The sequence below is a fragment of the Mycobacterium sp. URHD0025 genome (assembly GCF_000426065.1).
In the GTDB taxonomy this organism is placed as follows: domain Bacteria; phylum Actinomycetota; class Actinomycetes; order Mycobacteriales; family Mycobacteriaceae; genus Mycobacterium.
Genome location: NZ_AUEQ01000016.1, coordinates 132,924 through 147,025 on the forward strand (window position 1 = coordinate 132,924; position 14,102 = coordinate 147,025).

Below are 14,102 nucleotides of genomic sequence, written 5' to 3' on the forward strand. Positions count from 1 at the left end.
CTGCCCGCGGCTGAACGCGAGCAGCTACTAAACTAGGTCCGTGACGTCTGAGCTCACCCACGGCCGTACATCGACCCAGGACACTGTGGAGCGGGCAGCCGCCACCCCTGATCAGCCGCAGCCCTACCGCGAACTCGGTCTCAAGGACGACGAGTACCAGCGGATTCGCGAGATCCTGGGCCGCCGCCCCACCGACGCCGAACTCGCCATGTACTCGGTGATGTGGAGCGAACACTGCTCCTACAAGTCCTCGAAGGTGCACCTGCGCTACTTCGGTGAGACCACCACCGACGAGATGCGCGCCGGCATGCTGGCCGGCATCGGTGAGAACGCCGGCGTCGTCGACATCGGCGACGGCTGGGCCGTGACCTTCAAGGTCGAATCCCACAACCACCCGTCCTATGTCGAGCCCTATCAGGGCGCGGCCACCGGCGTCGGCGGCATCGTCCGCGACATCATGGCCATGGGCGCGCGCCCGGTCGCCGTCATGGACCAGCTGCGCTTCGGCGCGGCCGACGCCCCCGACACCCGCCGCGTCCTCGACGGTGTGGTGCGTGGTGTCGGCGGCTACGGCAACTCGCTGGGCCTGCCCAACATCGGCGGCGAGACGATCTTCGACCCGTCCTACGCCGGCAACCCACTGGTCAACGCCCTGTGCGTGGGTGCCCTACGCAAGGAAGATCTGCACCTGGCGTTCGCCTCGGGAACCGGCAACAAGATCATCCTGTTCGGTGCGCGCACCGGCCTGGATGGCATCGGCGGTGTCTCGGTGCTGGCGTCGGACACCTTCAGCGGCGACGAGTCCGGTGCGGGCCGCAAGAAGCTCCCGAGCGTTCAGGTGGGCGACCCGTTCACCGAGAAGGTGCTCATCGAGTGTTGCCTCGAGCTGTACTCGGCCGGCCTGGTGGTCGGCATCCAGGACCTCGGTGGCGCCGGATTGTCCTGTGCCACTTCTGAACTGGCGTCCGCAGGCGATGGTGGCATGCGCATCGAGCTGGATCAGGTGCCGCTGCGGGCCAAGGACATGACCCCGGCCGAGGTGCTCTCCAGCGAGTCCCAGGAACGCATGTGTGCCGTGGTGACGCCGGAGAACGTCGAGGCGTTCATGGCCGTCTGCCGCAAGTGGGAAGTGCTGGCCACCGTGATCGGTGAGGTCACCGACGGCGACCGGCTGCAGATCACCTGGCACGACGAGACCGTGGTCGACGTCCCGCCGCGCACCGTGGCCCACGAGGGTCCCGTCTACCAGCGCCCGGTGGCCCGTCCCGACACCCAGGACGCCGTGGTCGCCGACACCTCGGCCACGCTGCCCCGGCCGCAGACCGGCGACGAGCTCAAGGCCACCCTGCTGGCGCTGATCGGCAGTCCGCACCTGTGCAGCCGGGCGTTCATCACCGAGCAGTACGACCGCTACGTACGCGGCAACACCGTGCTGGCCGAACACGCCGACGGCGGTGTGCTGCGCATCGACGAGACGACCGGCCGGGGCATCGCGGTGTCCACCGACGCCTCCGGCCGTTACACCCAGCTCGACCCGTACACCGGCGCACAGCTGGCGCTGGCCGAGGCCTATCGCAACGTCGCGGTCACCGGCGCCACCCCGGTCGCCGTGACCAACTGCCTCAACTTCGGTTCCCCAGAGGATCCCGGGGTGATGTGGCAGTTCAGCCAGGCTGTCCGCGGGCTCGCCGATGGTTGTGTTGCCCTTGGTATTCCGGTCACCGGCGGCAACGTCAGCTTCTACAACCAGACCGGTTCGACGGCGATTCTGCCCACCCCGGTGGTCGGCGTGCTCGGCGTGATCGACGACGTGAAGCGACGCATCCCCACGGGGCTCGGGCACGAGCCGGGGGAGACACTGCTGCTGCTCGGCGACACCCACGACGAGTTCGACGGATCGGTCTGGGCTCAGGTCACCGCCGATCACCTGGGCGGGGTTCCCCCGAAGGTGGACCTTGGCCGCGAGAAGCTGCTGGCCGAGGTGCTGACGGCGGCATCGCGTGACGGCCTGATCTCGGCGGCCCACGACCTGTCCGAAGGCGGGTTGATCCAGGCCGTGGTGGAGGCCGCGCTGGCCGGTGAAACCGGTTGCCGGGTCATCCTTCCCGAACAGGTCGACCCGTTTGTCTTCCTGTTCTCGGAGTCCGCGGGCCGCGTGCTCGTCGCCGTGCCCCGCACCGAGGAGAGCCGGTTCCGGGCAATGTGTGAAGCCAGGGAGCTGCCGGTGACCCGGGTCGGCGTCGTCGACCAGGGCCCCGAAGGCGGGGAACCCTCGATCGAGGTCCAAGGTCAGTTCAGTATCAGTCTCGCGGAGCTACGGAGCACGTCGGAGGGCGTGCTGCCCGGGCTGTTCGGGTGACGGCGAAAACCCTCAACGAACGTCATCCTCTGCTGCGCTGGGCCTGGAGCCTGGTGCGACTGGACTTCGTCGGTATCGCCGTCGGAGCCCTGTTCTTCTGCCTTTCGCTGACCCCGTCACTGCTGCCGCGTGACTGGCTGTTCGCCGGGCTGATCGGCGGCATCAACGCCGCCATCGGCTACGGCATCGGCGTCCTGCTGGGAAAAGCGCTGCACCGCTTCGTGTTACGCAAACGCACCTGGTGGCCGCCGTCGAAGCGGACGTTGTTCTGGCTCCAAACACTGGTCGTGGCAGGCGCGGTCACGGCCGGAGTGCTGATGCTGATCCCCGCGGCAGCCTGGCAACGGCAGGTCTCGGCGTTGATGGGTATGGAAGGCCCGGCCACACTCGGCTATCTGCGCACCCTGATCATCGCCGTCGCGGTGGGTGCCGCGCTGATCGCCACCGCGCGAATGCTGCGCGACGCCGTGCGATCGCTGGCCAGGGTGTTCATCCGGCGCTGGCATCTGCACCGGGAGGTGGCCCAGTTCATCGGGACCGCCATCGTGGTGGTGCTGGTCGTCACGCTGGTCAACGGCGTGCTCTACCGCGGTTTTCTGGCCGGCGCCAGCCGCGTCTTCCAGCCGCAGAACACCACGACCCGAGAAGGTGTCAGCCAGCCGGACGAGCGTGAAAGATCGGGCAGCCCAGCATCTTTCGCGGTGTGGGATTCCCTGGGTTTCCAGGGTCGCAACTTCGTCGCGACCGGTCCGCGTGCCGCCGAGCTCGAAAAGATCAACGGTGCGCCGGCCAAGGAACCCATCCGCGTCTACGCCGGCCTGCACACCGCCGACACCGACGATCAGCGAATTGCGGTGCTGCTCAGCGAACTCGAACGCACCCATGCCTTCGACCGCAAGCTGCTGGTCATCGTCCCCACCACCGGCACCGGCTGGGTCAACCCGATGGCCGCCCGGGCGCTGGAGACGATGTACAACGGGGACACCGCGATGGTCGGCATGCAGTATTCGTATCTGCCGAGCTGGATTTCGTTCATGGGTGACCGGAAGAAGTCCATGGACATCGGCAGGCTGATGATCGACGCGATCCAAGCGCGCTGGGCGCAGCTGCCGCCCGATCACCGACCCAAGCTGGTGCTCTACGGGGAGAGCCTGGGATCGATGGGCGGGCAGGGCGCATTCAGCTGGCTGCCGGACATCGCCCGGATGGGCTTCTCCTCGGTGCTGTGGGTCGGTCCGCCCAACGCCAGCCCGCTGTGGCGAGGCCTGACAGAGCGCCGCGACCCGGGTACGCCGCAAGTGCACCCCCGCTACGACAACGGCCGCACCGTACGGTTCTCCGAGGCCGAAGGCGCCGCCGAGATCGCCGACGACGCCGCGGCCCCATGGGAGGGCACCCGGGTCCTGTTCCTGCAACACCCGTCCGATCCGATCATCTGGTGGTCGACGGATCTGCTGTTCTCCGAACCGGATTGGCTCGTCGAACCGCCGGGCGGGGACCGCACGGCCTCGATGCGCTGGTACCCGATCATCACGTTCTGGCAAGTGGCCGCCGACATCACCAACGCTTCGAGCGTTCCGGCCGGACACGGCCACAACTACGGCGAATCGGTGCTCGACGGCTGGGCCGCAGTGGCCCCGCCCGACGGGTGGACACCCGAGGACACCGAGCGCATCAGGATGGCGCTCGAGAAGAGCCAGGCCGACGACGGACCCGAATACTGATGCCGCCCGGCCGGATTCACGCAGTAGGGCTGGCCGCAGGCCTGGTCGCGTGGAACGGCCTGGTCGATCCCCGGCTGCCGGCCCGGTGGCAGCCGCTGGTGCGGGCCACGCTGGGCAGCGTGCTGATGGTCGCGACCGGTGCGCGTCCGGGGTTGCGCCCTCCGGCGTTGTGGTCGGGTCTGAGGATGGGCGCGGCAGCCGCGACCGTGGTGAGCGCGGGTGTGGCGGCGACCTCGGCGGTGCCGCTGGTGCGGACCGGGATGCGCCGCAAGGTGCTGCCCGGACATCCGGGGCGATGGTTGGCACTGCGGATCCCGCTCGGCACCGTCTGGCCAGAAGAGGCCGCCTTCCGGGCTGCACTGGTCAAGGTCGGCACCGAGGCCTTCGGCCCGGCGGGCGGCCAGATGCTGCAGGCCACGGCCTTCGGGCTGTCACACATCGCCGACGCCCGCGCCGCAGGACAGCCCGTGATCCCGACCGTTCTGGTCACCGGGATGGCCGGATGGGTGTTCGGTCGGTTTGCGCAACGCTCGGGCAGCCTGGCCGCACCGGTGCTGGCGCACCTGGCGATCAACGAGGCGGGGGCGCTGGCTGCACTGGCCTGCCAAGCCTGGCCAGCACCGCTGCCAACGCCAGCATCGCCGCCGTGACGGCCGGCGGCGCCAGCGCGGGCAGCGAGAAATCTGTGACCCGCAGCGGAACCAACACCACACACACCACGACGACGGCGAGGATCAGCCGCGGCGCCTGCTGTGCGGCCGCCGAACCCTCGACCCGCGAATTGGCCTCGGTGACAAGCACATAGACGACGAGAAGCAGCAGCGCGGGCACCGTCAACTGCAGTCTGCCGATGTGTTCCTGAAACCGGCAGAACGCCACCGCCAGCAGACACATCGCCGCGGGGACCAGGATGGACACCTCCGGCCCGGAGCCGAACAGGCGTCCCGCGACGCGGGTGGCCGCCCAGGTCAGCGCCAGCAGCGCGGCGGAACCGACGCACAGCGCCCCGGTGGCGAACCAGTAGAAGCCGGCGTCGGCGAAGAACTGGGAGATGATCAGCGACAGGTTCACGGCGGTGGGGTGGAACCCCCCGGTCGAGCCGATGTTGGCGGCCACCAACAGGGCTACCGCGCCAAGCGCGGTGATCCCCACCGCGGCTCCCACAGGGCGCGCCACCGATCCAAGGCGGCCGCTGACCACCGTGGCGGCCTCGAATCCCACCAGCCCAAGGCCCAGCGGTATGGCCGCCGCCGTGGCCAGCAGAGCCGAATCGACGTGACTCGGCCCGAACTCCATCGGAGGCGTACCCGACATCACCCGGGCCACGATCGCCAGCGCCATGTAGAAGAAGACCAGCAGGCCCACACCGGCCAGGGCCGCCGCCGTCGCGCCCACTGCCCGGGTGGGCAGATACGCCACCACCGCACCCGCGATGACCACCACGGCCACCGACCATCCCGGCCACCACCAGCCCGCCAGAGCGGTCTCCAGATCCGGTGCCCCGGTCAGCGGCTGCAGCGCGAGCGTGAGCGCGGCGCCCACGCCCAACAAGACGTACGCCGCCAGCTGGATCAGGCTGGTGAACCGTCCAGCGGCCGCGCCCACGGTGGAGGCGACGAGATCGCCCGTCGACACCGCCTGGGGCGCATGCCGGTGAAGGCGGGCGAACGCGAAAACCAGCACCGCGGCGATTGCCGCCGCACACAGGCCGGCGACCCCGTTGAACGCCGCACCGCCGATGGGTGCGAGCGACAGGCCCATGGCGCGCCAGGCGGGCAGCGCGGGCGGCCAGGCAGAAAGCGGCTCCGGACTGGCCGGAACCGCACGCTTAGGCATCGGCGCTACCGTTCACACGTCCCCTTTTTCGCCGGGAGCTCTTCCCTGGCTCAAGATCGTAGAGCCGTCACGGGTTGATGGTGGGCTCACCGATCTGGCGGCCCCACACATAGTCGGTGAATATCGGCGAGCCGAGCTCGACGTGGTTGTAGGGCGCGATCGACAGCCCGGTGTCCATCACCAGATACGGCGCGGGCCACAGGTCGGCGGTGATCGGCTTCCAGCAACCGGGTTTGCCCTCGGGGCCGCCCTTGGCATTGACGCGCGGGAGATTGTCCGGATACACGTACGTATTTCCCACGCCGATGCTCGACAAGGTCCCCGTGCTTTCGAACGAATATCCGTTGTCCCCGCCGAACGTTGCATAGAAGGCGGGCGCGACGTCGTGGTAGTTGCGGATGGTGCAGAACAACTGCCCCTGATACTTGTCGAACAGCTTCGACGTCGGGATCAGGTCCTGCGCGCCGCGCTGCAGGTACGGACCGCCCCGCTCGAGGATGTCCGAACCGGTCCCGGCGAAGCCGATCGCCGCGACCAGCGCGGCATCGAGGTGGCCGCGCTGGGAGTTGAAGGTCCCGGCGCTGCGTGCGGCGTGGGCGAGGCCGTCGAACAGGTCGGGTCCGGCCGCCGCGTAGCGCTCACCGAGATCCGCCAGCGCGGCGATGTCGTGGCGCAACGCGGGCATGCGCGGGTTCACATCGTCGAGGATGGTGTTGCCGTCGGCCAGGGACTGTCCGAACGCACTGCCCAGACCGGTCAACGCCTGGGCGGTGGCGGACAACGTCTGGTTCAGCTTGACCGGATCGACCTGTTCGGAGATGGCGGTGATGGTCTCGAACAAGGTGTTGAACTCGGTGGTGACCGCCGTGACGTCGATCGGGGTGGAGCTCGAAACCCGTTGCGGGCTGGGGTGTTCCGGCGAGGTGAAGGCAACGTACTTGTTTCCGAAAACCGTGGTCGCCTGAATCGAGGTCTGCACGTTGGCAGGAAGGAGGTCCAGGTACTTCGGATCGATGTCGAGGCGCACCAGGGCCCGCACCGGATCCCCGCCGTCGGTACTCACCGCACCCACCCGGCCGATCGGGACGCCGTTGAAGGTCACCTTCGACCCCGGATCGAGAACCAGGCCGGCGCGCGACGCCAGCAGGGTCAGCGGCGTCTTGGCTTCGAAGGCGCCCCGGAACTGCCCGACGATCAACCCGAACACCAGGGCGAGGATCACCAAGAGCACTGCACCTGCCGTGCGATACGGCGGATTACGGTGATCGGCAAACACTTTGCGAGACTCTATGGCATGGCCGCGCGAGGCAGTGTCGATCCGCAAAAGACCAGGGCGGCGGTCGCCGCCGTGGCCGGATGGCTACGTGAACCGACCCGTGCCGAACCAACCCGCACCGAACTGGCCGAGGCGGTCCGCCTGACCGCGCGCACCCTCGCCGCGTCCGCGCCGGGCGCCAGCGTCGAGGTGAGAGTCCCGCCTTTCGTTGCGGTGCAGTGCATCGAAGGGCCCCGCCACACCCGGGGCAATCCGCCAAACGTCGTGGAAACCGATGCCCGCACCTGGCTCCTGCTGGCCACCGGACTGCTCGACCTCGACGCGGCCGGTGTGGCCGTACAGATGTCGGGATCGCGGGCCGGAGAGGTTGCCCGGTGGCTGCCACTGGTGCGGCTCGATGCCGGATGAACTGCGGATAGTCCTGTACCCCAGCGGAAATGGAATCGGCGGTTGCGCCGCGTAGAGCGGGCGATCCCGATAGATTCAGTCACGCTAGAGCCGTGACCACCAGGCGATGACCGCTGGACAGTAGAGGAGCCGCCCCGATGGTCCGTGCGTATCTCAACGGCGAACTCCTGCGGGCGGCCGAGAGATGACCGTGCTCGACCGCATCGTCTACGCGCTGGAATCGACTCCGGAGATCGCGCTGTTCCTCTGCCTTGCACTCGGGTTCGCGGTCGGCAAGGTGCGCGTCTGGAAGATCTCGCTCGGCGGGGTGGCCGGAACGCTGGTCGTGGCGATCCTGATCGGCATGCTCGGCGACATCAAGCTGAACGACGAAGTCAAGACCATCGCCTTCGCCCTGTTCATCTTCACGCTCGGCTACATCTCCGGGCCGACCTTCGTCGGCAGCCTCAACCGCCAGAGCCTCAAATACGCGGCGTTCACCGTCATCGAGATCGCGTCGGTCCTCGGCATCACCGCCGCCGCGATCCTCATCATGCGGCTGGACATCGGTACCGCCGCCGGGCTGCTCGCCGGCGGAGCCACCGAGTCCGCCGTGGTGGGCACGGCCGCCGATGCGATCGCCAGGCTGCCGCTCTCGGACTCCGAGATCGAGACGCTGCAGGCCAACGTGGGCACCGCGTACTCGATCTCCTACATCTGCGGGCTCATCACCATCGTGCTGCTGTCCAGCCAGATCTTTCCGCTGATCATGCGTGTCTCCCTGCGGGACGAGGCGACCAAACTGTGGAAGAAGCTCGGCGGCGGAGCCGACGAGGACACCGCCACGCCCGCGGCGCCGCGCATCGTCGGACGCGTCTACCGGGTGGAGACGGCGGCCGGTCAGACGGTCGCGCGCGTACAGGACAGTCTTGGGGATGCGACGGCCATCGAGCAGATCTCCCGGGCGGGCAAACCTCTCGAACTCCGTCCCGACCTCGAACTGGCCGAAGACGACCAGGTTCTCGTCGTGGGCCTGCGCGACAATCTCGTGCGGGTTCGCGACAGCATCGGCGAGGAAGTCGCCGGAGACGACCTCACGATGGACATCGATGTCGCCGAGGTGGTGTTCACCTCACGCGAGTACCGGACCACGACGCTGGGCGAGTTCAAGCGCGAGGTCAGCGTGAAAGACCGCCGTGGCGTGTTCCTCCAGCGTGTGATTCGCGGCGACCAGGACCTGCCGGTCAACGACGGGACCGTGATCCAGCACGGCGACATCGTGCGCCTCGTCGGCACCTCCCGAGACCTCGACCGCGTGGTCGGCAGGGTCGGCTTCCGGCTCGACCCGACGGTCAAGATCGACCTCGTCTTCATCTCGCTCGGCATCGTCGCAGGCTTCCTCATCGGAGGCCTGGTCTGGCAGGTCGGGAGTATCCCGCTCACCCTCGGCACCGGCGGCGGCTGCCTGCTCACGGGCCTGCTGTTCGGATGGATTCGCTCCAAGCGCCCGACGTTCGGGCAATACGACTCGGATGCGGCCGACGTCATCAAGACGCTCGGCCTGGCCGTGTTCATCTGCGCCGTCGGATTGTCGTCGGGACCTCAAGCGGTCGCGCTCGTCAAACAGTTCGGGATCGGTCTTCCCATCGCCGGCATCGCGATGACCGCGATACCGGCATTTTTGTCCCTTCTGGTGGCATGGAAGGTGATGCGCCTGCCGGCACCGCTCGCGCTGGGCGCCATCACCGGCCAGCAGTGCTCGACCCCGGGTGTCACCGCCGTCCAGCAGGCCGCGGGCAACGCCACGCCGCTGATGGCCTACACGATCGTCTACGCCTTTTCCAATGTGGCGCTGCCGCTCCTCGGCCCGGTCGTGGTCGCGATGGCCCACGCCATGGGCTCGACGTAAGCGACGCTCCGGGCCCGGCGCGGCAGCCACCGGCGCCCGAATGCGATCTTTCTCACCATCGGCGCCGACTGTGACGTGCGCTGGTTGTTTGCCCGCCCTTCCGCGGAAGTTGGCCTGGGCCTTTCTGATCGGAAACCCGGCGGTTTGCCGTTCAGACGGGCGAATTCCCGTTCGGACACGGCATCGGATTCCGTCCTACACCAGACTTGACCGTAGACTCGGTTACGTCACCAAACCGCCCGCCCCGGGAGCAGCCCTATCGTGACTGGCCAGCAACTCGACGACGAGAACGAACCGCGCGAGGAATGCGGCGTATTCGGGGTCTGGGCCCCGGGTGAAGACGTCGCCAAGCTCACCTACTACGGCCTGTACGCGCTGCAGCACCGCGGCCAGGAAGCCGCGGGCATCGCCGTGTCCGACGGTTCGCAGATTCTGGTGTTCAAAGACCTCGGGTTGGTAAGCCAGGTGTTCGACGAGCAGACCCTGGCCGCGATGCCGGGACACGTCGCCGTCGGACACTGTCGCTACTCCACCACCGGCTCGACCACCTGGGAGAACGCCCAGCCGGTGTTCCGCAACACCGCGGCGGGCACCGGTGTCGCACTCGGCCATAACGGCAACCTGGTCAACACCGCCGAACTCGCCACCCGGGCCCGCGGCGCCGGACTGATCGACACGAGGCATTCCGGAAACATTGCGGCCACCACCGATTCCGACATCCTGGGTGCGCTGCTGGCGCACGGCGCCGCCGACGCGACGCTGGAGCAGGCCGCCCTGGAGTTGCTGCCCACGGTGCGCGGAGCCTTCTGCCTGACCTTCATGGACGAGAACACCCTCTACGCCGCGCGCGACCCGCACGGGGTGCGTCCGCTGGCCCTCGGGCGCCTCGACCGAGGCTGGGTGGTGGCCTCGGAAACCGCTGCACTCGACATCGTCGGGGCGTCCTTCGTCCGGGACATCGAGCCCGGTGAACTCCTGGCCATCGACGCCGACGGCGTGCGCTCCTCCCGGTTCGCCAACCCCGAACCCAAAGGTTGCGTCTTCGAGTACGTCTACCTCGCCCGCCCGGACAGCACGCTGGTGGGCCGGTCGGTACACGCCACGCGCGTCGACATCGGCCGCCGGCTGGCCCGGGAACACCCGATCGACGCCGACCTGGTGATCGGTGTCCCGGAATCGGGCACACCGGCGGCAGTCGGCTACGCCCAGGAATCAGGCATCCCGTTCGGACAGGGCCTGATGAAGAACGCCTACGTGGGCCGCACCTTCATCCAGCCGTCACAGACCATCCGGCAGCTCGGTATCCGGCTCAAACTCAACCCGCTGCGGGAGGTGATCCGCGGCAAGCGGCTCATCGTCGTGGACGATTCGATCGTGCGCGGCAACACCCAGCGCGCCCTGGTCCGCATGCTGCGTGAGGCCGGTGCCCTCGAGGTTCACGTTCGGATCGCCTCACCGCCGGTGAAATGGCCCTGCTTCTACGGCATCGACTTCGCCACCCCGGCCGAGCTCATCGCCAATGCCGCGTCCGCCGAGCACCCCGGCGAGATGCTGGAGGCGGTACGGCATGCCATCGGCGCCGACACCCTCGGCTACATCTCCCAGCAGGGCATGATCGCGGCCACCGAACAGCCGCCGACCCGGCTGTGCTCGGCCTGCTTCGACGGGAACTACCCGATCGAACTGCCCGGAGAGACCGCGCTGGGCAAGAACGTCATCGAGCACATGCTCGCCACCGCGGCCCGCACCGGTGTCCCGCTGCAGACCGACAACGACAACGCATCGGCGCTGCGCAGGCCCTGAGGTCTTCGCCCCGACCTTCTTGAGGCGCCCTTAACACCTCCTGCGCTGTACCGCCGCAACAGCGGGGCGGTAGCCTTGCTTGCGATGACTAAGGGCGCCGAACAGCACGGCATCGCCGAACACAACAGCATTTCGTACGCGTCGGCCGGGGTGGATATCGAAGCCGGCGACCGCGCTGTTGAACTCTTCAAACCTCTCGCCGCCAAGGCGACCCGTCCGGAAGTCCGCGGCGGCCTGGGCGGCTTTGCCGGACTGTTCGCCTTACGCGGCGGATACCGCGAGCCGGTGCTCGCCGCCTCGACCGACGGCGTGGGCACCAAGCTCGCCGTCGCCCAGGCCATGGACAAGCACGACACCGTCGGGCTGGACCTGGTCGCCATGGTGGTCGACGACCTCGTGGTGTGTGGCGCTGAGCCCCTGTTCCTGCAGGACTACATCGCCGTCGGCCGCACCGTCCCGGAACGGGTCAGTGCGATCGTGTCAGGCATCGCCGAAGGCTGCGTCCAGGCCGGCTGTGCGTTGCTGGGCGGCGAGACGGCCGAGCACCCCGGGCTGATGGAACCCGACCACTACGACATCTCCGCGACCGGCGTCGGCGTCGTCGAGGCCGACAACGTGCTCGGGCCCGACCGGGTCCGTCCGGGCGATGTGATCATCGCCATGGCCTCCAGCGGGCTGCACTCCAACGGCTACTCACTGGCCCGCAAGGTGCTGCTGGAGATCGACCGGATGAACCTGGCCGGCCACGTCGAGGAGTTCGGTCGCACGCTGGGCGAGGAGCTCCTGGAACCGACCCGCATCTACGCCAAGGACTGTCTGGCACTGGCAGCCGAGACGCAGGTCCGCACCTTCTGCCACGTCACCGGCGGCGGCCTGGCAGGCAACCTGGAACGCGTGGTGCCCCACGGACTGACCGCAGAGCTCGACCGAGGCACGTGGACCCCGGCGCCCGTGTTCCAGATGATCGCCCAGCGCGGACGCATCGAGCGTGCCGAGATGGAAAAGACGTTCAACATGGGCATCGGGATGGTCGCGGTCGTGGCCCCCGAGGACACCGACCGTGCATTGGCCATCCTGACCGCACGGCACCTGAACTGCTGGACGCTGGGAACCGTCAAGAAGGGCGGCAAGGACAGTGTGCGCGCCCAACTGGTTGGACTACATCCGCGGTTCTAGACATCAGACAAGGTCGCGCTGGTAAGCGTCATGCGCAACCAGCGCGACCTATGTCTGAGTTCTGGGACGGAATGCAGGCGGCTCAGCGCCGCCAGTCATCCTCACCCGACCATTCGTCGGCGTCGTCACTGACGTCACCGGAATCGGGAGATCCCGACAGCTCACGTTGGAGCTGACTGAAGTCGGTGTTCGGTGAGCTGTACTTCAACTCACGTGCCACCTTGGTCTGCTTTGCCTTCGCCCGGCCGCGGCCCATGGGGGGACCCCCTCGCGCAATAACGGAGCGGCCCAATTGCTAGGCGGCTCCGATCTGTGTGTCTTTATTGTCCTGCCAACACTTTACCGTGCCCGCCCGCGAAGTGCTGTCAGGCCCTGCCTCACGGTGAGGGGCGGGGGTCCCGGCTGTCGTGCTTCGTTGCACGACAACACGACCGTCACCTGGATCGCGGAATCCGCGCAGAGACGGTCGTCACGTCGTCGGTGACCGAGTGAGTTTACGTGCTCTTGCGCAGTTCCACGGCTCAACGCCCCCGCAGGCGGTCGACCGCCGCGCGGCCGGCGCCGGCGGTGGCGTCCGCCTCCGGCATGGAATCCGGGTCGATCACGGCCGGTGCTTGCGCCTCGGCCCCCGCGACCAGTTCTGTATCGACCGGTAATCCCCGTTTGAGCAGCGCCAACGCGATCGGGCCCTCGTCGGCGTGCTCCACGACCGTGCCGATCCGGCCGACGTTGCGTCCACCGGCGGTCACCGTGTCGCCGGTCACCGGCCGGTCGGAGGAGCCGTCGAGCTGCAGGACCACCAGCATCCGGGGCGGTTTACCCAGGTTGTGTACCCGGGCGACAGTCTCCTGGCCGCGGTAGCAACCCTTGTCGAGGTGGACCGCGCCGACACCGGGCTCACCGATCCAGCCGACCTCGTGCGGGATCGTGCGCTCATCGGTGTCCACGCCCAAGCGAGGACGCCCGGCCGCCACCCGATGGGCCTCGTACGCCCAGACACCGGCCGGCCGGACACCGGCCTCGGTGAGCCGCCGGGTGTATTCGGCGACGGACTGCCGTGGCACCACCAGGTCCAGTTCGATGCCCGGAGCGGGCAGCCGCCGCAGGAAGCCACCGCCGGGCAATGCCACGGCCGTGGCCTCGGACGGCAGCTGAGCGCAGCCAAGGGCCTCGATGACCTGCTGGTCGGCCAGCCCGGGCCCGAGCAACGACAGCACTGCCATATCCGCAGACTCGATCTGCACGTCGGCCCAGAACACCATCTTGCGCAGGTAGGCCAGCAGCGGTTCACCCCGCCACGGCTCGGTGTCCACGTAGGTGGTGCCGCCGAGATCGGTCTGGAGCCAGTGATCTTCGACACGGCCCTGCAGATCCAGGCTCAAGTTCTCGGTCACCGCGCCCTCGGGCAATGCGCTGACGTGCTGGCTGGAGATGCTGTGCAGCCACGTCAGACGGTCCTTGCCCGTCAGGGTCAGGACCGCGCGGTGGGAGCGGTCCACCCAGACCGCGGCACTTGCCGCGGAGCGCTGTTCACCGAGCGGGTCACCGTAATGCCAGACGGCGCCGGCATCGGGAGTGGCCTCGGGCGCCGGAACTGCTGACGGTTGTGCAGACATAGGCCAACTCTACGTT

The 14,102-nt window shown here is 68.3% G+C and carries 11 protein-coding genes; 7 read left to right on the plus strand and 4 right to left on the minus strand.

Going from position 1 to position 14,102, the window contains the following annotated elements:
- Positions 1–40: 40 nt before the first annotated feature.
- From purL to H977_RS0124780, 3 genes are read left to right on the plus strand one after another with little or no spacing between them, the layout of a single operon-like run.
- Positions 41–2,359 carry a phosphoribosylformylglycinamidine synthase subunit PurL gene (gene purL, locus H977_RS33855; RefSeq protein ID WP_036477078.1) on the plus strand — a complete coding sequence of 773 codons (2,319 nt, stop codon included), beginning with the start codon at positions 41–43 and terminating at the stop codon, positions 2,357–2,359.
- Positions 2,356–4,083 (plus strand): alpha/beta hydrolase, encoded by a 1,728-nt coding sequence (locus H977_RS0124775; RefSeq protein ID WP_029110390.1) that lies wholly within the window; start codon positions 2,356–2,358, stop codon positions 4,081–4,083. Before purL ends, H977_RS0124775 begins: the two co-directional genes overlap by 4 nt.
- Complete coding sequence (locus H977_RS0124780; protein WP_029110391.1) at positions 4,083–4,733, plus strand: Rv0804 family intramembrane glutamic endopeptidase; 651 nt, start codon at positions 4,083–4,085, stop codon at positions 4,731–4,733. Before H977_RS0124775 ends, H977_RS0124780 begins: the two co-directional genes overlap by 1 nt.
- On the opposite strand, the gene H977_RS0124785 is transcribed toward H977_RS0124780, so the two are convergent.
- Together H977_RS0124785 and H977_RS0124790 are read right to left on the minus strand one after the other, a co-directional pair.
- Complete coding sequence (locus H977_RS0124785) at positions 4,654–5,919, minus strand: hypothetical protein (RefSeq protein ID WP_029110392.1); 1,266 nt, start codon at positions 5,917–5,919, stop codon at positions 4,654–4,656. The genes H977_RS0124780 and H977_RS0124785 overlap by 80 nt on opposite strands.
- 67 nt (positions 5,920–5,986) lie before the next feature.
- A complete protein-coding gene (locus H977_RS0124790) occupies positions 5,987–7,195 on the minus strand; it encodes an MCE family protein (protein WP_029110393.1) in 1,209 nt (402 codons plus the stop codon).
- 18 nt (positions 7,196–7,213) lie between these two features.
- Here H977_RS0124790 and H977_RS0124795 point away from each other — a divergent pair, with 18 nt between their 5' ends.
- From H977_RS0124795 to purM, 4 genes are all read left to right on the plus strand, one after another.
- Entirely contained in the window at positions 7,214–7,603 is a 390-nt protein-coding gene (locus H977_RS0124795; protein WP_029110394.1) for a sterol carrier family protein, read from the plus strand.
- Positions 7,604–7,787: 184 nt separating this feature from the next.
- A complete protein-coding gene (gene aspT / locus H977_RS0124800; RefSeq protein ID WP_036477082.1) occupies positions 7,788–9,491 on the plus strand; it encodes an aspartate-alanine antiporter in 1,704 nt (567 codons plus the stop codon).
- 261 nt (positions 9,492–9,752) lie between these two features.
- Positions 9,753–11,294, plus strand: coding sequence for an amidophosphoribosyltransferase (gene purF, locus H977_RS0124805; RefSeq protein WP_029110396.1), 1,542 nt, complete (start codon positions 9,753–9,755; stop codon positions 11,292–11,294).
- Between the two features lie 84 nt (positions 11,295–11,378).
- Positions 11,379–12,470 carry a phosphoribosylformylglycinamidine cyclo-ligase gene (gene purM / locus H977_RS0124810; RefSeq protein ID WP_029110397.1) on the plus strand — a complete coding sequence of 364 codons (1,092 nt, stop codon included), beginning with the start codon at positions 11,379–11,381 and terminating at the stop codon, positions 12,468–12,470.
- Positions 12,471–12,552: 82 nt separating this feature from the next.
- Here the strand turns inward: purM and H977_RS34980 are convergent, their stop codons facing one another.
- Complete coding sequence (locus tag H977_RS34980; protein WP_081681834.1) at positions 12,553–12,726, minus strand: DUF3073 domain-containing protein; 174 nt, start codon at positions 12,724–12,726, stop codon at positions 12,553–12,555.
- Positions 12,727–12,991: 265 nt separating this feature from the next.
- Positions 12,992–14,086: a CAF17-like 4Fe-4S cluster assembly/insertion protein YgfZ gene (gene ygfZ / locus H977_RS0124820; RefSeq protein ID WP_029110398.1), complete on the minus strand. Its 1,095-nt coding sequence runs from the start codon at positions 14,084–14,086 to the stop codon at positions 12,992–12,994.
- Positions 14,087–14,102: the final 16 nt, after the last annotated feature.

Bases quoted from the DNA above. Each gene is read 5' to 3' on its own strand.
- H977_RS0124780 (WP_029110391.1), top strand. From the start codon at position 4,083: ATGCCGCCCGGCCGGATTCACGCAGTAGGGCTGGCCGCAGGCCTGGTC.
- purM (WP_029110397.1), top strand. From the start codon at position 11,379: ATGACTAAGGGCGCCGAACAGCACGGCATCGCCGAACACAACAGCATT.
- ygfZ (WP_029110398.1), bottom strand. From the start codon at position 14,086: ATGTCTGCACAACCGTCAGCAGTTCCGGCGCCCGAGGCCACTCCCGAT.
- H977_RS34980 (WP_081681834.1), bottom strand. From the start codon at position 12,726: ATGGGCCGCGGCCGGGCGAAGGCAAAGCAGACCAAGGTGGCACGTGAG.
- H977_RS0124795 (WP_029110394.1), top strand. From the start codon at position 7,214: ATGGCCGCGCGAGGCAGTGTCGATCCGCAAAAGACCAGGGCGGCGGTC.
- aspT (WP_036477082.1), top strand. From the start codon at position 7,788: ATGACCGTGCTCGACCGCATCGTCTACGCGCTGGAATCGACTCCGGAG.
- H977_RS0124785 (WP_029110392.1), bottom strand. From the start codon at position 5,919: ATGCCTAAGCGTGCGGTTCCGGCCAGTCCGGAGCCGCTTTCTGCCTGG.